Here is a 16,877-nt window from a genome sequence, read left to right as displayed (position 1 = left end):
CGGCCGATGAGGCACGGCGTCAGGATCGGGGTCGACGTCGGCTCCGTCCGCATCGGCGTGGCCCGCAGCGACCCGTCGGGTCTGCTGGCCACGCCGGTGGAGACCGTACGGCGCGGCCGGGGCGACCTGGCGAGGATCGCGGAGATCACGGCCGAGCACGAGGCGATCGAGATCGTGGTCGGGCTGCCCACGTCGCTGTCGGGGAAGGAGAGCCACGCCGCCGGGGCGGCGCGCGAGTTCGCCGCGCGGCTGGCCCCGCGGGTGGCTCCGGTCCCGATCCGGCTGGTGGACGAGCGGCTCACCACGGTCAGCGCCCAGCAGGGCCTGCGTTCCAGCGGTGTGAAGGCCCGCGACCAGCGTGACGTGATCGACCAGGCGGCGGCCGTCGTGCTGCTGCAGGCCGCGCTCGACGGCGAGCGGGCCACCGGCAATCCCCCCGGCAGACCTCTCGAACCACCGCGGCCCGGCGCCGGGCCCGGTGAGGAAGCGAGCGGCGGGACCGCACGGTGAGGCGGACCGCGGCCGCCGTGGCCGGGGGTCTCGCCCTGGTCGCGGTGGCGGTGGCGTACGGCGTGCACCAGGTGGTCGGGCAGCCCGACGAGGCCCCCGACTTCTCCGGCGGCGGCTCGGGGACGGTCACGATCGAGATCACGCCGGGGGCGAGCGCCGCCGAGATCGGCAAGACGCTGGAGCAGGCCGGCGTGGTGGCCAGCGCCCAGTCGTTCGTCGAGCAGGTGATCACGCGCTCCAAGGAGAGCGGCCTGCATCCGGGCCGTTACACGCTGCGGCGGCGCATGGCCGCCGCGAGCGCCCTCGACCTGCTGCTCGCGCCCGCGAGCAGGGTCGTGCGCACGGTCACCGTGCCCGAGGGGCTGCGTACGAGCGAGGTTCTGCGCATCCTCGCGGACCGGACCGGCATTCCCGCGAAGGACTTCGCCACGGCCGTCGCCGAGCCCCGGCGCCTGCGCCTGCCCGCGTACGCCGACGGGACGGCCGAGGGGTTCCTGTTCCCCGCGACGTACGAGATCGAGCCGGGGATGACCGCCGTCGATCTGCTCAGGAAGATGACGGCCCGGTTCCGCGTCGCCGCCGCGAAGGTGAAGCTGGAGGACATGGCGCCGCGGATGCGGCTCACGCCCAGGCAGGCGGTGACGGTCGCCAGCATCGTGCAGGCCGAGGGCGGTGTCCCGGCCGACTACCCCAAGATCGCCAGAGTGGTGTACAACCGTCTCGCGCGCGGCGCGAAGCTGGAGATGGACAGCACCATCAACTACGCGCTGAACCGCCACACCCTCAAGGTCAGCAACGAGGACACGCGGGTCGACTCGCCGTACAACACCTACGCGCGCCCCGGGCTGCCGCCCGGACCCATCGGCAATCCGGGGGAGAGCGCGCTCACGGCCGCCCTCCACCCCGCCGAGGGCACGTGGTACTGGTTCGTCACCACGGATCCTCGTCGTAAAATCACCAAATTCACAGACAAAGAGGCGGAGTTCAGGAAATATCGGGAGGAGCTGAACAGGTATCTCGGGACGAACTGATCGTCTCCTGAGGCATCCGCGCGGCGCCGCCCCCGCGGATTCCGGAGCGCGCTCGGTGCGTCCGTACGGCCCCGCCGCCCCCGGGCGGGGCTCCATATATCGGGAACGCCCCCCGCGGAACCCCCTGTCCCGAACCCCCTCGGTTTGGCACACCCGCTTGACGGGAGGCCTCTCGTACCGAGAGATTGGCCAGCGCACTATGAATGATCTGGACATGGACTTCCTGCTCGGCGCCGAGGACGACGACGGTTCTCCCCGGCGCCGGTCCTCTGGCAGCCGGACCCAGCAGCGGCGCAGCCGCAGACGCCGCAAGAAGCAGCGGCGCAAGGGCAGGGTCGCCACGCTGTTCGCCGTTGTGATCATCGTCGCGGTCCTCGGAGGCCTCGGCTACTTCGGGTTCACCTGGGCGCGCAGCGTGATGATCCCCAAGGACTTCACCGGGGAGGGGCGCGGAGAGGTCGTCGTCGAGATCGAGGAGGGCGCGAGCGCCACCGACGTCGCCCAGATGTTGGAGGACGAGGGCGTCGTGGCCAGCGCGCGGGCGTTCGTCAACGCCATCGGCGCGGCCGGGAAGAGCTCCTCGCTCCAGCCGGGCCAGTACGAGATGCGCAAGGGCATGTCCGCCGCGTCGGCCCTGACCCTGCTCGACCCCGACAAGCGGATACGCAACCAGCTGGTCATCCGCGAGGGGCTGCGGCTCAGCAAGATCTACGAGGAGCTGTCCACCGCCACGGGCAAGCCGGTCGAGGACTTCAAGAAGGCCGCTCGTGCCGACATCGGGCTTCCCTCGTACGCCAAGGGCCGTCTGGAGGGCTTCGCGTTCCCGGCGACGTACGAGATCAGCAGCAAGCTCACCCCGCAGCAGATCCTCACCAAGATGGTCGACCGGTTCAACCAGACCGCGGACCGGGTCGACCTGGAGGGCCAGGCGAAGCAGCTCGGCTTCAACGCCAAGCAGATCGTCACCATCGCCAGCATCGTGCAGGCCGAGTCGGGCAGCGCCGAGGACATGCCGAAGGTCGCCCGGGTCATCTACAACCGGCTGACCTCCAACCCGCAGATGAAGCTGGGCATGGACAGCACGGTCATGTACGGCCTGAACAAGTACGGCATCGCGGCCTCGCACGCCGACCTGGAGAGCACCTCGCGCTACAACACGTACAAGTACTTCGGCCTGCCGCCCGGTCCGATCAGCAACCCCGGCGACCACGCGATCGAGGCCGCGCTGCACCCGGCGGACGGCAACTGGCTGTACTTCGTGACGGTCGACCCCAAGCGGGGCATCACCAAGTTCACCGACAAGGAGTCGGAGTTCTGGAAGCTCCGCGACGAGTTCAACAGGAACAACAAATGACCGTGACCGGCCAGGGGACCGGTCGTCGCGCCGCCGTGCTGGGCTCCCCGATCGCGCACTCGCTCTCCCCGGTCCTGCACCGGGCGGCGTACATGGCGATGGGACTGCACGACTGGCGGTACGACGCGATCGAGTGCGCCGAGGACGGGCTGGCCGATCTGATCGGCGGGCTCGGTCCGGAATGGGCGGGGCTCTCGCTCACGATGCCGCTCAAGCGCGCCGTGCTGCCGTTGCTCGACGTCGTATCCGACCTCGCGCTGGCGGTCGGCGGCGCCAACACGGTGGTGTTCCGCGACGGCGCGCGGCACGGCGAGAACACCGACGTGTACGGCATCGTCCAGGCGCTCGCGGAGGCGGGCGTGCCTGCGCCGGCCTCCGCGGTCGTCCTCGGCGGCGGCGCCACCGCCGCCTCGGCCGTCGCCGCCCTGCGAGAGATGGGCCTCGCGGAGGTCACGCTGGTCGTGCGCGATCCGGGCCGGGCGGGAGAGACCCTGAGAGTCGCCGAGCGTCTCGGCGCGACCGTGACCCTGCGCTCCTTCGGCGACTTCGATCCCGAGGCCGACCTGGTGGTCTCCACGCTGCCGTCCGGCGCGGCCGACGCGCTGGCCGAGCGGATCGCGGCCCGTCTGTCCGAGAAGGCGGCGCTGTTCGACGTCGTCTACGCGCCCTGGCCGACGCCGCTGGCGACTGCGGCGGGGAGGCGGGGGCGCACCGTGATCGGCGGCCTGCCGATGCTGTTGCACCAGGCCGTGCGGCAGGTCGAGCTGATGACCGGCCGCACGGACGTGCCGGTGGAGGCCATGCGTGCCGCCGGCGAGGCCGAGATCGCCCGGCGCGCCGCCTCCTGAGCGGCCCCCTGGGCGCTCCCGTGGCACCCCCATGGGAGCCCCAGGAATACGTCGGGGGGCCTTCCGGTTTGTGGTAGCGTAGGAACTCGATCGGTCCGGCATGAGCTGGACGCGCAAGCGGAGGTCCTCCTCCCACCTGCTCCGCCGAAAGGCGGACGGGTTAAGGATCACACCGGAGTTTTCGGCAGGAGAGCTCAGTGACCCCGCATGCGTGACGTGCGGGGTTTTGTTTTTTCCCCGCACGGTCGAGACAAGCGGAAGTCTTTTGGAGGTCCCATCAGCACCGAGCCCCGCATCAACGACCGTATTCGCGTGCCCGAGGTGCGCCTCGTCGGCCCGAATGGCGAACAGGTCGGCATCGTCTCCATTGGCGATGCACTGAAGCTGGCGCAGGAGAGCGATCTCGACCTGGTGGAGGTCGCGGCGACGGCCCGCCCGCCCGTCTGCAAGCTCATGGACTACGGCAAGTTCAAGTACGAGTCGGCCATGAAGGCGCGCGAGGCCCGCCGCAACCAGGCGCACACGATCATCAAGGAGATCAAGCTCCGGCCGAAGATCGACCCGCACGACTACGAGACCAAGAAGGGTCACGTCGTGCGCTTCCTGAAGGCCGGAGACAAGGTCAAGGTCACGATCATGTTCCGGGGCCGCGAGCAGTCTCGGCCCGAGCTGGGCTTCCGGCTCCTGCAGCGCCTCGCCGAGGACGTCACCGACCTGGGGTTCGTCGAGTCGCAGCCGAAGCAGGACGGTCGCAACATGATCATGGTGATCGGGCCGCACAAGAAGAAGGCCGAGGCGAAGGCCGAGAAGGCCGCCGCCAAGGCCCGCGGCACCGGCGAGCAAGAGGCGGAGCCCCTCGAGGAGCAGGCCGCACAGCCGCAGTGACGCCCGCCTGCACCACCCGGCGGGACACCGCAGACGTACACGGAAACCGAGACCGGGGCGGTCTCGCGGAGTAAGGCAGGCCGCCGGCCCGGGCTACGAGCCTGGGCCGTCGGCACGGACGAAAGAGGAGAGACGGCTGAGATGCCGAAGATGAAGACGCACAGCGGTGCGAAGAAGCGGTTCCGGCTCACCGGATCCGGCAAGGTTGTCCGCCGCCGCGCCAACCGGCAGCACCTGTTCGAGCACAAGCCGTCCACTCGCACGCGCCGTCTCGAGGGTGTCGTCGTCATGTCCGACGCCGACACCAAGAAGATCAAGAAGCTGCTCGCGAAGTAACGACCCGGGGAGATAGAACAACATGGCACGCGTGAAGCGGGCGCTCAACGCCAAGAAGAAGCGCCGGGTCGTCCTCGAGCGGGCAAGTGGTTACCGCGGGCAGCGGTCGCGGCTCTACCGCAAGGCCAAGGAGCAGATGCTCCACTCGATGACCTATGCGTACCGGGACCGCAAGGACAAGAAGGGCACGTTCCGCCGGCTGTGGATCCAGCGGATCAACGCCGCCGCCCGCGCGAACGGCATCACCTACAACCGGTTCATTCAGGGCCTGCGCCTGGCCGGCATCGAGGTGGACCGCAAGATCCTCGCGGACCTCGCGGTGAACGACGCGCAGACCTTCGCCACGCTGGTCGAGTCCGCCAGGAAGGCGCTCCCGTCCGACGTGAACGCGCCGGTCGCCTGACACCTGCGCACTAACGAGGGCCCGCCGCCTGCGGCGGGCCCTCATTCACGTCGAGGGGGGACAAGCGGGCATGGCGGAGCTCACCAACATCAAGTCGCCGCGCGTCAAGGCGGCCCGCAGGCTGACCAAGCGGGCTTTCCGGGACCGCGACCGGGCGTTCCTGGCGGAAGGGCCGCAGGCGGTCCGCGAGGCCCTCGCACTCAAGGACGTCACGGTCGAACTGTTCACGACGGTCGAGGCGGAGACGCGGCACGCCGACATCGTGGCCGCCGCCCTCGCGGCGGGCGTCCCGGTCCACCGCGCGAGCGGCGAGGTCATGTCGGAGCTGACCCAGACGGTCACCCCGCAGGGCCTGCTCGCCGTGTGCCGGTTCGTGCACGTACCGCTGGCCGAGGCGGTGCCGCGGGGGGCCCGCCTGGTGGCGATCCTCGCCCACGTGCGCGATCCCGGCAACGCCGGGACAGTCCTGCGCACCGCCGACGCCGCGGGCGCCGACTCGGTGGTGTTCACCGACGCGTCGGTGGACCCGTACAACGGCAAGTGCGTGCGGGCCAGCGCGGGCAGCCTGTTCCACCTGCCTGTCGCGACCGGCACTTCCGTGGCGGACGCCGTACGGCACGCGCGGGAAGCGGGGCTGCGCGTGTTCGCGGCCGACGGCGCGGGCACCCGGACGCTCGACGAGGTCGCCCTGGACGCGCCCGCCGCCTGGCTGTTCGGCAACGAGGCGTGGGGACTGCCGCCCGAGCTCCTCGCGCTGGCCGACGAGGTGGTGCGCGTCCCGATCTACGGCCGGGCGGAAAGCCTGAATCTCGCCACCGCCGCCGCGGTCTGCCTGTACGCCTCCGCGCGCGCTCAGCGGCAGACCTTACATTCCGTGGAAGATCCCACTACCCCGGCGCTCTGAGGCTGCTGCCGAGCCCGGGAAACCCGCTATTGTCGGCGAAGGAGTCGCGCAGGACGTCGGCGGCGCGCGCAGTTCCGGAGCTCGAGGAGGCGGTCTCGTGCGAGGTGACGACACCCCCGGCGGCGCCCTTGAGGGGGACGCCGGAGGGCGGGCGCACATCGACGTCGACGACCTTCCCGACGGCCTCGTCGCCACCGACGCCGAGGGCCTGATCCTGATGGTCAACCGGGCCGCCGAGCGGCTGACCGGGGTGGCCCGCGAGGCGGCGGTGGGCAGGCCTATCGGCGACGTGCTGCCGATGCGCGACCAGGACGGCCGCGACTGGTGGAAGTGGCTCGACCCGCAGGGCGGGCTGTCCACCCGCAGCCGCCAGCCGGAACGGCCGCTGCACCTGCCCGGCCGCCAGGAGATGCTGGTCGCCGCGCGTTTCGTCCGCACGCCGCCGCGCGGCGGCCGCGTTCAGCGCGTCGTGATCACGCTGCGCGACGCATCGGCGCGCGCCCGGATCGAGCGCAGCCGCGCCGACCTGGTCTCGACCGTGGCCCACGAGCTGCGCTCGCCGCTGACCAGCGTCAAGGGGTTCACCGCGACGCTGCTGGCCAAGTGGGACCGCTTCACCGACGCCCAGAAGCGCGTCATGCTGGAGACGGTCAACGCGGACGCCGACCGGGTGACGCGGCTGATCACCGAGCTGCTCGACGTCTCGCGCATCGAGTCCGGCAGGCTGGAGATCCACCGCCAGATCGTGGACGTGCCGGCCCGGGCCCGCAGGATCATCGCCGGCAGGGTGGCGGCGGGGGAGCCGGAGGACCGTTTCCGGCTGGAGGTCCTCGGCGAACTGCCGGAGATGTGGCTCGATCAGGACAAGATTGACCAGGTTCTCGCGAACCTGGTGGAAAACGCGGTGCGCCACGGACGCGGTACGGTGACCATAGTGGTGGAGCCGGTCGAATGGGGAGTGGCGGTGTCGGTGCGGGACCAGGGTGAGGGCGTGGCCCCCGAGCTGGTCGGCCGCGTCTTCCGCCAGTTCTGGCGGGGCAACGGCCGCCGCCGAGGAGGGACCGGCCTCGGTCTGTTCATCGTCAAGGGCCTCGTCGAGGCCCACGGCGGCACCATCAGCGTGCAGCGCGCGCCCGGCGGCGGCGCGGAGTTCCGATTTACCTTGCCCACCGGCACCCCTGATTTCGCCTGAGCCTTTTCCACAGGCCGATCGCGCGGAGGACGGCCCGGTGGGCTGATCGGACTAAACTGACCACGCTGAGCGCAGGGCGCTCGCAGCCCCTGGATACGGAGCTCTCTCTTGTCGAACACCTATGACCCGGTCGAGGTGACGCCGCTGCACGCCGACGAGGTCGTGCAGGCGCAGGCCGACGCCCTCGCCGCCATCGCCGCGGCGCGCGACCTCGACGATCTGAAGCAGGCCAGGCTCGCCCACGCGGGCGACCGCTCGCCGATCGCACTGGCTAACCGTGAGATCGGCGCACTGCCGCCGGCGGCCCGCGCCGAGGCGGGCAAGCGGATCGGCGCCGCGCGCAAGGCCATCGGTGAGGCGCTCGCCGCCCGCCAGGCCGAGCTGGAGGCCGAGCGGGACGCGCGGGTCCTCATCGAGGAGACCGTCGACGTCACGCTGCCCTGGGACCGCGCGCCGCGAGGCGCCCGGCACCCGCTGACCACCTTGCAGGAGCGCATCGCCGACGCGTTCGTGGCGATGGGTTACGAGATGGCGGAGGGCCCCGAGCTCGAAGGCGAGTGGTTCAACTTCGACGCGCTGAACATCGCCCCCGATCATCCGGCCCGGTCCGACCACGACACGTTCTTCGTGGAGAGCGTCGATTCGGGGAAGGTGCTGCGCACCCAGACCTCGCCGGTGCAGATCAGGGCCCTGCTGTCGCGCCCGCTGCCCGTCTACGTGGTGTCGCCGGGCAAGACCTTCCGCACCGACGAGCTGGACGCCACGCACACGCCGGTCTTCCACCAGGTCGAGGGCCTGGCGATCGACAAGGGGCTGACGATGGCCCACCTCAAGGGCACGCTCGACCGGTTTGCGGAGGTGATGTTCGGCGCCGGGATCACCACCCGCTTCCGGCCGCACTACTTCCCGTTCACCGAGCCGTCGGCCGAGCTCGACCTGCGCTGCTTCGTCTGCCGCGGCTCCTCGGCGGTGCCGGGCAACCCGCCCTGCCGCACCTGCAAGTCGGAGGGCTGGATCGAGTGGGGCGGCTGCGGCATGGTCAACCCGCGCGTGCTGCTGGCCTGCGGCGTCGACCCCGCCGTCTACTCGGGATTCGCCTTCGGCATGGGCGTGGAGCGGACGCTGATGTTCCGCCACAACGCCGAGGACATGCGTGACATGGTCGAGGGCGACATCCGGTTCACCCTGCCGTTCGGAATGGAGGTCTGATGAAGGTCCCGCTTTCATGGCTGCGGGAGTACGTCGATCTCCCCGCGGTCACCGCCCAGGAGGTGGCCGACCGGCTCACCGCCGCCGGCCTCAAGCTGGAGGCCATCCACTCGCACGGCCACGAGATCAAGAACGTCGTGGTCGGCCGGGTCCTCGAGATCGAGGAGCTGACCGGGTTCAAGAAGCCCATCCGGCACTGCAAGGTCGAGGTGGGGGAGGCGACGCCGCGTGAGATCGTCTGCGGCGCGACGAACTTCTCCGTGGGCGCCGTGGTCCCGGTCGCGCTGCCTGGCGCGGTGCTTCCCGGCGGTTTCGAGATCGGCTCCCGCAAGACCTACGGGCGCCTGTCCGACGGCATGATCTGCTCGGAGGCCGAGCTCGGCATCGCCGAGTCGTCTCCGGGCATCCTGCTGCTGCCGCAGGGCACCCCGATCGGCGCCGACGTGGTCGAGCTGCTCGGCCTGCGTGACGACGTGCTCGAACTGGAGGTCGCCACCGACCGCGGATACGCCCTGTCGATCCGCGGCGTCGCCCGCGAGGCGGCCATCGCGTTCGGCGTGCCGTTCCGCGACCCGGCCGCGACCGAGGCGGAGTCCGGCGGCGGCGAGTCGTGGCCCGCGTCGATCGCCGACCCCTCCGCCTGCGACCGCTTCGTGCTGCGCTCGGTCACCGGGTTCGACCCGGCCGCGGAGTCCCCGCTGTGGATGCGGGTGCGGCTGGACCGCGCCGGCATGCGTTCGGTCTCGCTGGCCGTCGACATCACCAACTACGTGATGCTGGAGCTCGGCCAGCCCCTGCACGCCTTCGACCGGTCGCGCCTGTCCGGCCCGATCGTCGTACGGCGGGCCAGGCCGGGGGAGACCCTGGAGACGCTCGACCACGTGGTGCGGACGCTCCACGACGAGGACATCCTCATCACCGACGACTCGGGCCCGATCTCGATGGCCGGCACGATGGGCGGCCTGCACACGGAGATTTCCGAGGTCTCGACCGACATCGTCATCGAGGCGGCGCACTTCTCCGCCACCGGCATCGCCCGCGAGTCGCGGCGGCACAACCTCGTGAGCGAGGCGTCCAAGCGCTTCGAGCGCGGCGTCGACCGCGAGCTGCCCCTGGCCGCGTCGTGGCGTGCCGTCCAGCTCCTCGTCGAGCTGGGCGGGGCCGTCGCCGGCCCCGGAGTGACCCACACCCAGGTGGAGGTCTCGCCGGTGCGGATCACCATCCCGGCCGACCACCCCAGCCGTGTGGCGGGCGTGACGTACGAGCGGGAGACCGTGATCCGCAGGCTGGAGCAGATCGGCTGCACGGTGACGGAGGGCGCCGCCCCCGCAGCCTCGGCCGGGCACGGCGTCGCGGCCACCGGGGTGGTCGCCTCCGGCGACCTCGCCGACCGGCTGACCGCCCACGGCGACGACCTGATCACGGTCACGCCGCCGACGTGGCGCCCCGACCTGACCGACCCGAACGACCTCGCGGAGGAGGTCATCCGGCTGGAGGGGTACGACCGCATCCCGTCGGTCCTGCCGCCGGCCCCGGCCGGGGGCGGGCTGACCGAGGCGCAGCGGATGCGCCGCCGGGTGGGCCAGGCCCTGGCCCACGCGGGATACGTGGAGGTGCTCGCCTACCCGTTCATGGGGCCGCGCGACCTCGACAACCTGCTGCTGCCCGAGCAGGACCCCCGCAGGCGGGCGACCCGGCTGGTCAACCCGCTCAGCGAGGACGAGCCGTACATGCGGACCACGCTGCTGCCGGGCCTGCTGAAGACCCTGGTGCGCAACGTGGGCCGCGGCCACGCCGACGTGGCGCTGTTTGAGTCCGGGCTGGTCTACCGGCCCGAGCCGCAGGCCCCCGCGACGGCTCCGGTCCTCCCGGTCGACCGCAGGCCCACGGAGGAGGAGCTGGCGGCGATCGAGGCGGCGCTGCCGAGGCAGCCGCTCCGGGTGGCCGTGGTGCTGGCGGGAGAGTTCGAGCGCTCCGGCTGGTGGGGCGAGGGCCGGCAGGCGTCCTGGGCCGACGCGGTCGAGGCGGCTCGCACGGTCGCGCGCGCGGCGGGCGTGGAGCTCGGCGTCCGGGCCGATCAGCACGAGCCGTGGCATCCCGGGCGATGCGCCGCGCTGACCGTCACCGACGCCGAGACCGGTGAGACGGTGCTTGCCGGTCACGCCGGCGAGCTGCACCCCCGGGTCGTCGAGGCCTACGGGCTGCCGCCGCGCACCTGCGCGATGGAGCTGGAGCTGTCGCTGCTCAGCCCCGACGGGCCGGTGCAGACGCCCGCCGTGTCCGCCTACCCGGTGGCCACGCAGGACGTCGCGCTGACCGTCGCCGTCTCCACCCCGGTCGCCGAGGTCGAGGCCGCCCTCCGGGCGGGGGCGGGCGAGCTGCTGGAGTCGATCAGGCTGTTCGACGTCTACACGGGCCCGCAGGTGGGCGAGGGCAACAAGTCCCTGGCCTACACGCTGCGGTTCCGGGCGCCCGACCGCACGCTCACGGCCGAGGAGACCACGGCGGCGCGCGACGCCGCCGTCGCCCTCGCCGCCGAGCGCACCGGAGCCCAGCTCCGCGGCGCCTGAGCAATGATCACCTGGGCATGATCGCCTGAGCGGGTGCCGGCACGGTGTGAAACGACGCCGTGCGGATACACCGGGCCGGCACCCGCCGTCGTCTCTCCCGGAGGAGCGTTGCGTCACCTTCTGGTGTTCCCCGAGCGGGACAGCGCGGAGGAGTCCGCCGAGACCGTCGCCGAGCTGTTCCCGGCACTCGGCGTTCCCGGCGTCCTCCGTGAGTTGCTCGCGGGCGAGGACGACGCCGAGGACGCCCAGTGGGTGGTCGTCGTGGACGACCCGCACGGCGCCCTCGGCCCGGACGACCTCGCCCGGCTCGACGCCCTCGCCGAGGAGGGCGAGGGCTGGCGCGAGCCGGGCTGACCGCCGTCCTACCTGCCGTACACCTCGAAGGAGTACAGCGAGTAGCCGTAGCCGGTGCCGCGTTTCACGCCCTGCATCCGCACGTGCCGCGCGCCGGTCGGCGCGAACGTGACGTTGTCCACGCCGCCGTCGCCTGTGGTCGTCTGCGCGACGGTGGTCCACGTGGCGCCGTCCGGCGAGGTCTGGATCCGGTACGACGAGCCGTAGGCCGTCTCCCAGCGCAGGATCACCCGTCCCACGGTCTTCGCGGAGCCGAGATCGACCTGGACGTACTGGTTGTCGCTCCACCCGCTCGCCCACCGGCTGGCCGGGTCCCCGTCGACGGCCTTCGCGGGGCTGTAGGAGCCCTGCGTGCTCGACGCGCTCGCCGTACGGCCAAGGGCGAGGTCGGTCACGTCGTCTCCTCGGTGGGCCGGGAACGAGACCACCTGCTGGTAGGTCGGCCGGTTCTGCCAGGAGATCAGCGAGTGCTTGACGCCGCCGAGCGGCGACTGCCGGACGGCGTCGGCGCACCACTGCTCGCCCGCCGAGCAGGAGTCGTCACCCGGGTAGGTCGTCGCCGCCGGTTCGGCCAGCGCAGCCGACAGGCTGTCCAGCAGGACCGTACGGCAGGCCGCCACGGTCGCCCCGCAGTACTTCGCCGGCAGGGGAGCGGCCACCGGGTCGCCCAGCACGGCCCGGATGTCCTTGTCCACGTAGCCCCACCAGCCGTACTGGAACGACGACCCCTTGTGGGCCTGCGCCTCGTTTGCCGAGCCGGGCAGCGAGGAGACGTCGCCCTGCTGGTGCCCGGACGGCGACTCGTTGATCTGCAGCGCGTTGACCAGCGACTGGTAGAGCCCGTCGCCCAGCCCGGGCCGGAACTGCGCCCGCACCAGCTTCGGCCACCAGGCGTCGAAGATCCGGATGGCGTCGGCGTGCGCGTAGGTCTTGCTGCCCTTGGCGGTCTCCTCCCGCCTGGCGCCCGCGGCGGCCCAGGCCGACAGCTTGGAGACGGCCGAGGCCAGGGCGGGGTCGGACACGGACGCGCTGTCGATCACGCGCAGCAGCTTGGGGAGCACCTTCCACCCGCGCAGATCGGTCGTCGCCGCCGCTGCCATGATCTTCACGACCCCGGCGCGGTCGAGGGTGCCCGAGGACAGGGCCGCCTTGACCGGCGCGTCGAGCAGGTCGGCCCGGTGGACCGCCCCGAAGCTGAAGTTGCCGTCGGACGCGCCGAAGTCCTTGGCCTGCTTGTTGTTCCAGCTCACGAAGTAGTCCTGGTTGACCGCCTGCGGGTGCGCCGAGGGCGGAACGTAGGACGCCGTGTTGGTCGCGGGGTCGAAGCCGCTCCACTCGTGCGCGGCGTCGCCCGTCATGGGCAGGTTCGGGTCGGACACCGCCGACCGCACGGGGACGTTGCCGGACATGAAGTACGCCGCGTCGGTGGAGTTCACGTAGAACCAGTTGAACGCGAAGCCGATGGTGGAGGCCGAGTCACGGAAGGCCGCCGCCGAGCCCATCTCCGCCGGGTCGTTGAACATCTGGAAGCCGATCGCGGAGTCCGCTTCGTGCTGGTAGGTCGAGCGCAGCGTGGTGAAGGCCGTCGGCACGCCGCCGACCGTGCCCCGCCAGGTGACCAGGCCATACTTGGTGCGCTCGACGACCAGGTCGTACGACCCGGCCGCGGTGGAGTCGGCCGTGCTGGGCTTCCAGGAGTTGGTCTTCTTCAGCGTCTCCATCGGCGTGCAGACGCCGTGGTAGAGGTAGTGGTCGCCGGCGACCGTGGGCGTGCCGCCGTTCGGGTCGCACAGCGTCACGGCGTAGGTGTCGGTGATGTCCTCGGCCGCGGAGGTGGCGCTCCAGGCGTAGTCGGTGCCGCGTCCGAGCAGCACGTAGAGGTTGAGCCCGGCGAAGGCCGCGCCGCGTGCCCGGACGCCGGGCCCGGACAGCTCTTCCAGCATGAGCAGTTGCGGCGCGAAGTAGCCGGTCTGCGGGCCGAACACGGCGATCGGGTGGCCGCCGGTCGCCTTAGCGGCCGAGACCACGATGGCGTTGGACATGTCCGGCTTGGAGCTGTCCACGGTGAGCCCGGTCAGCGCGCTCCTGACCTGCGTGGTGGCGGACCTCGCGGTGCCGGTCTCGTTGGCCGTGATGTCGACCGGCGCGGTCGTGCCCGCGTCGGGCAGCACCACTCCGGTCGCGCCGGCCGGGGCCGTCCCGAAGGGGAAGCTCTGGTCGCTGTGCAGGGTCAGCACAGTCTCCGGGTCGTTCTGCGAGCGGAACGACGCCCACGCCTGGTCGCCCGCGGCTGTGCCGTACTTCGCCCGCGCGGCCACGCGTACGAGGGCGGACTGCATCTCGGCGCCGCCCCCACCGCCGAAAAGGCCGCCGATCACGCCGGAGATCGCGATCAGGTCGGTCATCCGGAAGTCCTCAGGGCCGCCCTTGTTCGTGATCGCGTCGAGATGGCCGGTGAGCACGTACTCACCCGGGCAGTTGCGGCCGGCCATGCAGTGGTCGATGTACGCGTTGATGCCGGCGACGTAGTTCTGCACGTCCGCATAGAGCTGGGCGCCCCGGGTCCCGGCCGTCTTCAACCGGTCGATCTGGGCCTGGAGGTCGGCCTCGGTGTAGGGGGAGTTGCGCCAGACGCTCTGCTCCAGCTCCCTGTTGCCCGCGGCGCCGCCGGCGAACGGCGTCAGCTCGCCGCGGCCGACGTGGCGCATGAGGTCCATCAGCCACAGCCGGTCCTGCGCGCCGGCATAACCCGCGCCGAACATGGTGCCCTCGCGGGTGGTGCCGGTGACGTGCGGGACGCCGGTCGCCTTGTCGCGGACGATGGTGACGTCCGAGCGCGGGCTCACCGTGCTCTCGACCTGGTTCGCCGGCACGCCGAACGCGCTGTCGTTGAAGAACGCGGAGATCTGCTCGTCGGTCAGGCCGGTGTAGCCCGAGAGCAGGTCGGCGTACTTGCCGAGCTGGTCCTTGCTGTGGGCCGGATACGTGCCGAGGGCCTGGTTGCCCAGGATGTCGACGAGTGTGGCGTTGCCGTTCTGGCCGGGCGGCAGGATGTCCGCGCACTGGCCGAGGCAGTAGTCGTCGGACGGGTAGTAGGGGGCTGCGGCGGCCGGCGCCGCCGGCAGGCCGACGGCGACGAGGGCCAGCGCGGCGGCAGCAGTGATCGCCCGTCGAAGGCGCGCGTGCATGGGGGAACTTCCCTTCGCGATGTCGGGGGGTGAAGGGACCGAGGACGGTGCTGTTCACGCGCGCGAACGTGAGCGAGGCTCGACTCTGGACGATACGCGCGGGTAACCAGAGGATCAATGCCCATTTCACCGTGATCACGTCCGCGCGCCTGACCGCCACCGGTGTGCCGGGTGCCGGGAGAGCGGGGAGGGCGGCTGCTTCCCGAGTTCAGCGCGCGCCATTCCGGCTGTGTCTTCTCGATGAGATCCAGAGAAAAGATGGATTTCCTCAATGGTGCAGATCACATTGGTTGCGATGGACGTCGATGATCTCGTGCCGGTAAATTCCGATCGGTTGCATGAACACCGTTCCCGCACCCCGAGAATGGCGACGACCGCGACGACACCATGGTCTCCGAGGCCACCCAGCGGCGCGGCCGGCGCGGATACCGACGCCGGGATGTGCCGGCGGTACGGCGGGACGCCTGCATGACGGCGTACGGCCCGAGGCTCGACGACAGCCGGCTCGACCTGATGGGGAAGATGCACGCGATGTCGATGGGCCGCCTTCTTCGCGTCGTCGCGGCCGCCTTCACGCTTGTGGCCGTACTCGCGGCCTGCACGCAACGAGAGGGGGGCGCGGTCAGCATCATGCGGTCCAACGACGGCGCCCCCTCCGTCGCCGTCACCTGGTGCGACGACTCCCCGCCCCGCCAGGTCACGGTTTTCATCGAGGAGAGAGAGTCGGAGAAGCCGGTGGCGAAGTTCACCACCGCGAAAGGCCGTGACCACTTCACGTGGCTGGATCCGAAGTCGCCGGGATCGGACTGGATCCTGCTTTCCGGTCACGCCCTGCTGGTGCCCGGCGTCACCTATCGCCTCATGGCGTGGCCCGATGCGGGCAAGGACATGTCCTACGGTCAGGTGTCTTTCACGCTGGCGGATTTCGACGACCTGAAGCCGGGCCAGATCGCCGGCGGGTATCCGGGTGAGACTTTCACGAAGAGCGAATTCATGAAGTATGCGCGGGATATCTGCGGCTGAGTCGTCGTCTTTGCCTTGAAGCCCTCCCGGCGGGGCCATGGAGGAGACGTGGACAGCGGGAAAGGTGCGGCGCTCCGGGAGAGCGCCGCACCGTTCCTGGCGGTCGGCTCACGCGGCGGGAGACCGACAGCCAGGTTCATACGATCAAGGGGCGGCCGGGTCGTGGCCCGCGGTGCGCCGGGGGTGTTCCGCACTACGGGCCACAGGTCGGGCTATCTGTTCCAGGTCCACTTTTGGTTGTTGCCGCCGTGGCAGGCGTACAGCTGGATCTGGGTGCCGTTGCCGGTGCCCTGCCCGACGGCGTCCAGGCACAGCCCGGACTGAACGCCCTGGATGCTGCCGTCGGAGTTGACGCGCCACTTCTGGTTGTCGCCGCCCCAGCAGCTGTAGATCTGCACCTTGGCGCCGTTGCCGGTGCCGGCCGCGTCCAGGCACTTGTTGCCGTACACGCGGATCTCACCGGCAGAGGTGGAGCTCCAGGTCTGGTTGGTCTGGCCGTTGCAGTCGTACAGCTGCACCTGCGTGCCGTCGGAGGTGCTCGCGTTCGGCACGTCCACGCAGCGGCCTGAGGCGACACCCCTGATCGACCCGGTGCCACCACCGGAGGTGGGGGTCGCGCTGGGCGACTGGGGGTTTGTGGGGGATGGGGAGGTGGGTCCGCTGCCGTCGGGGGCGACGGCGCGTCCGGTGGTGGGGGAGATCATGCCGGCGCAGAGGTTGCGGCTGCGGAGGTTGGCGGCGATTTGGGAGATGGCTTGGACGGTGGTGGCGTATTGGTCGTGCATGAGGATGATCTGGCCGTTTTGGAGGCGGCCGGCGGCTTGGACGATTTGGGAGGTGCTGGCGCCGTTCCAGTCTTGGGAGTCGACGTCCCAGATGATTTCTCTGAGGCCGAGTTGTTGTTCGACGGTCTTGAGGGTGGAGTTGGTTTCGCCGTATGGGGGGCGGAACAGTTTGGGTGCGGTGCCGGTGGCCTGCTGGATGGCTTGTTGGGTGCGCTGGAGTTCGGACTGGATTTGTGAGCTGCTCATCTGGGTGAGGTGGGGGTGGGTCCAGCTGTGGTTGCCGAC

15 protein-coding genes are annotated in these 16,877 nt (G+C 70.9%); 13 read left to right on the top strand and 2 right to left on the bottom strand.

Annotation, left to right across the window (positions count from 1 at the left end; translation table 11 throughout):
* Positions 1 to 6: 6 nt before the first annotated feature.
* The 12 genes from ruvX (at position 7) to ACIBK1_RS07505 (ending at position 11,596) form a co-directional block, all read left to right on the top strand.
* Positions 7 to 510: a Holliday junction resolvase RuvX gene (gene ruvX, locus ACIBK1_RS07560; protein ID WP_396733220.1), complete on the top strand. Its 504-nt coding sequence runs from the start codon at positions 7 to 9 to the stop codon at positions 508 to 510.
* On the top strand, positions 507 to 1,541 hold the full coding sequence (gene mltG / locus ACIBK1_RS07555; RefSeq protein WP_396733216.1) for an endolytic transglycosylase MltG: 1,035 nt from the start codon (positions 507 to 509) through the stop codon (positions 1,539 to 1,541). Before ruvX ends, mltG (ACIBK1_RS07555) begins: the two co-directional genes overlap by 4 nt.
* Before the next feature lie 199 nt (positions 1,542 to 1,740).
* On the top strand, positions 1,741 to 2,895 hold the full coding sequence (gene mltG / locus ACIBK1_RS07550; protein WP_030504939.1) for an endolytic transglycosylase MltG: 1,155 nt from the start codon (positions 1,741 to 1,743) through the stop codon (positions 2,893 to 2,895).
* The gene (locus ACIBK1_RS07545) at positions 2,892 to 3,743 is read left to right on the top strand and encodes a shikimate dehydrogenase (protein ID WP_396733213.1); all 852 of its coding nucleotides are present in this window, start codon (positions 2,892 to 2,894) and stop codon (positions 3,741 to 3,743) included. The genes mltG (ACIBK1_RS07550) and ACIBK1_RS07545 overlap by 4 nt, the downstream gene beginning before the upstream one ends.
* Positions 3,744 to 3,950: 207 nt before the next feature.
* Positions 3,951 to 4,628: a translation initiation factor IF-3 gene (gene infC, locus ACIBK1_RS07540; protein WP_051761064.1), complete on the top strand. Its 678-nt coding sequence runs from the start codon at positions 3,951 to 3,953 to the stop codon at positions 4,626 to 4,628.
* 141 nt (positions 4,629 to 4,769) lie between these two features.
* Positions 4,770 to 4,964: a 50S ribosomal protein L35 gene (gene rpmI, locus ACIBK1_RS07535; protein ID WP_030504936.1), complete on the top strand. Its 195-nt coding sequence runs from the start codon at positions 4,770 to 4,772 to the stop codon at positions 4,962 to 4,964.
* A gap of 22 nt (positions 4,965 to 4,986) precedes the next feature.
* Positions 4,987 to 5,367 carry a 50S ribosomal protein L20 gene (rplT, locus tag ACIBK1_RS07530; RefSeq protein ID WP_030504935.1) on the top strand — a complete coding sequence of 127 codons (381 nt, stop codon included), beginning with the start codon at positions 4,987 to 4,989 and terminating at the stop codon, positions 5,365 to 5,367.
* Between the two features lie 70 nt (positions 5,368 to 5,437).
* Positions 5,438 to 6,271 carry a TrmH family RNA methyltransferase gene (locus ACIBK1_RS07525; protein ID WP_030504934.1) on the top strand — a complete coding sequence of 278 codons (834 nt, stop codon included), beginning with the start codon at positions 5,438 to 5,440 and terminating at the stop codon, positions 6,269 to 6,271.
* A 97-nt stretch (positions 6,272 to 6,368) separates the two neighbouring features.
* Positions 6,369 to 7,463: a sensor histidine kinase gene (locus tag ACIBK1_RS07520; protein ID WP_030504933.1), complete on the top strand. Its 1,095-nt coding sequence runs from the start codon at positions 6,369 to 6,371 to the stop codon at positions 7,461 to 7,463.
* Positions 7,464 to 7,571: 108 nt separating this feature from the next.
* The gene (pheS, locus tag ACIBK1_RS07515; protein ID WP_030504932.1) at positions 7,572 to 8,672 is read left to right on the top strand and encodes a phenylalanine--tRNA ligase subunit alpha; all 1,101 of its coding nucleotides are present in this window, start codon (positions 7,572 to 7,574) and stop codon (positions 8,670 to 8,672) included.
* Positions 8,672 to 11,242, top strand: a complete 2,571-nt coding sequence (locus tag ACIBK1_RS07510; protein WP_396733209.1) for a phenylalanine--tRNA ligase subunit beta — start codon at positions 8,672 to 8,674, stop codon at positions 11,240 to 11,242. The genes pheS and ACIBK1_RS07510 overlap by 1 nt, the downstream gene beginning before the upstream one ends.
* 108 nt (positions 11,243 to 11,350) lie before the next feature.
* Complete coding sequence (locus tag ACIBK1_RS07505; RefSeq protein ID WP_030504930.1) at positions 11,351 to 11,596, top strand: hypothetical protein; 246 nt, start codon at positions 11,351 to 11,353, stop codon at positions 11,594 to 11,596.
* Positions 11,597 to 11,604: 8 nt separating this feature from the next.
* Here ACIBK1_RS07505 and ACIBK1_RS07500 read toward each other — a convergent pair whose 3' ends face one another.
* On the bottom strand, positions 11,605 to 14,784 hold the full coding sequence (locus tag ACIBK1_RS07500; protein WP_030504929.1) for a penicillin acylase family protein: 3,180 nt from the start codon (positions 14,782 to 14,784) through the stop codon (positions 11,605 to 11,607).
* A 468-nt stretch (positions 14,785 to 15,252) separates the two neighbouring features.
* Here ACIBK1_RS07500 and ACIBK1_RS07495 point away from each other — a divergent pair, with 468 nt between their 5' ends.
* Positions 15,253 to 15,807, top strand: a complete 555-nt coding sequence (locus tag ACIBK1_RS07495) for a hypothetical protein (protein ID WP_396733205.1) — start codon at positions 15,253 to 15,255, stop codon at positions 15,805 to 15,807.
* 212 nt (positions 15,808 to 16,019) lie between these two features.
* Here the strand turns inward: ACIBK1_RS07495 and ACIBK1_RS07490 are convergent.
* Positions 16,020 to 16,877: ricin-type beta-trefoil lectin domain protein (locus ACIBK1_RS07490; protein ID WP_396733202.1), on the bottom strand; the 858-nt coding region annotated here is incomplete at its 5' end.

This window comes from Microbispora rosea (assembly GCF_044460045.1).
Classification (GTDB): Bacteria; Actinomycetota; Actinomycetes; order Streptosporangiales; family Streptosporangiaceae; genus Microbispora; species Microbispora rosea.
This window is presented reverse-complemented; position numbering and strand designations above follow the sequence as displayed.

What these genes read in the sequence shown, in the direction of transcription:
- rplT (WP_030504935.1), top strand. Translation starts at nt 4,987, where the DNA reads ATGGCACGCGTGAAGCGGGCGCTCAACGCCAAGAAGAAGCGCCGGGTC.
- ACIBK1_RS07510 (WP_396733209.1), top strand. Translation starts at nt 8,672, where the DNA reads ATGAAGGTCCCGCTTTCATGGCTGCGGGAGTACGTCGATCTCCCCGCG.
- ACIBK1_RS07495 (WP_396733205.1), top strand. Translation starts at nt 15,253, where the DNA reads ATGACGGCGTACGGCCCGAGGCTCGACGACAGCCGGCTCGACCTGATG.
- ACIBK1_RS07500 (WP_030504929.1), bottom strand. Translation starts at nt 14,784, where the DNA reads ATGCACGCGCGCCTTCGACGGGCGATCACTGCTGCCGCCGCGCTGGCC.
- mltG (WP_030504939.1), top strand. Translation starts at nt 1,741, where the DNA reads ATGAATGATCTGGACATGGACTTCCTGCTCGGCGCCGAGGACGACGAC.
- ruvX (WP_396733220.1), top strand. Translation starts at nt 7, where the DNA reads ATGAGGCACGGCGTCAGGATCGGGGTCGACGTCGGCTCCGTCCGCATC.
- infC (WP_051761064.1), top strand. Translation starts at nt 3,951, where the DNA reads ATGCGTGACGTGCGGGGTTTTGTTTTTTCCCCGCACGGTCGAGACAAG.
- ACIBK1_RS07545 (WP_396733213.1), top strand. Translation starts at nt 2,892, where the DNA reads ATGACCGTGACCGGCCAGGGGACCGGTCGTCGCGCCGCCGTGCTGGGC.
- rpmI (WP_030504936.1), top strand. Translation starts at nt 4,770, where the DNA reads ATGCCGAAGATGAAGACGCACAGCGGTGCGAAGAAGCGGTTCCGGCTC.
- ACIBK1_RS07525 (WP_030504934.1), top strand. Translation starts at nt 5,438, where the DNA reads ATGGCGGAGCTCACCAACATCAAGTCGCCGCGCGTCAAGGCGGCCCGC.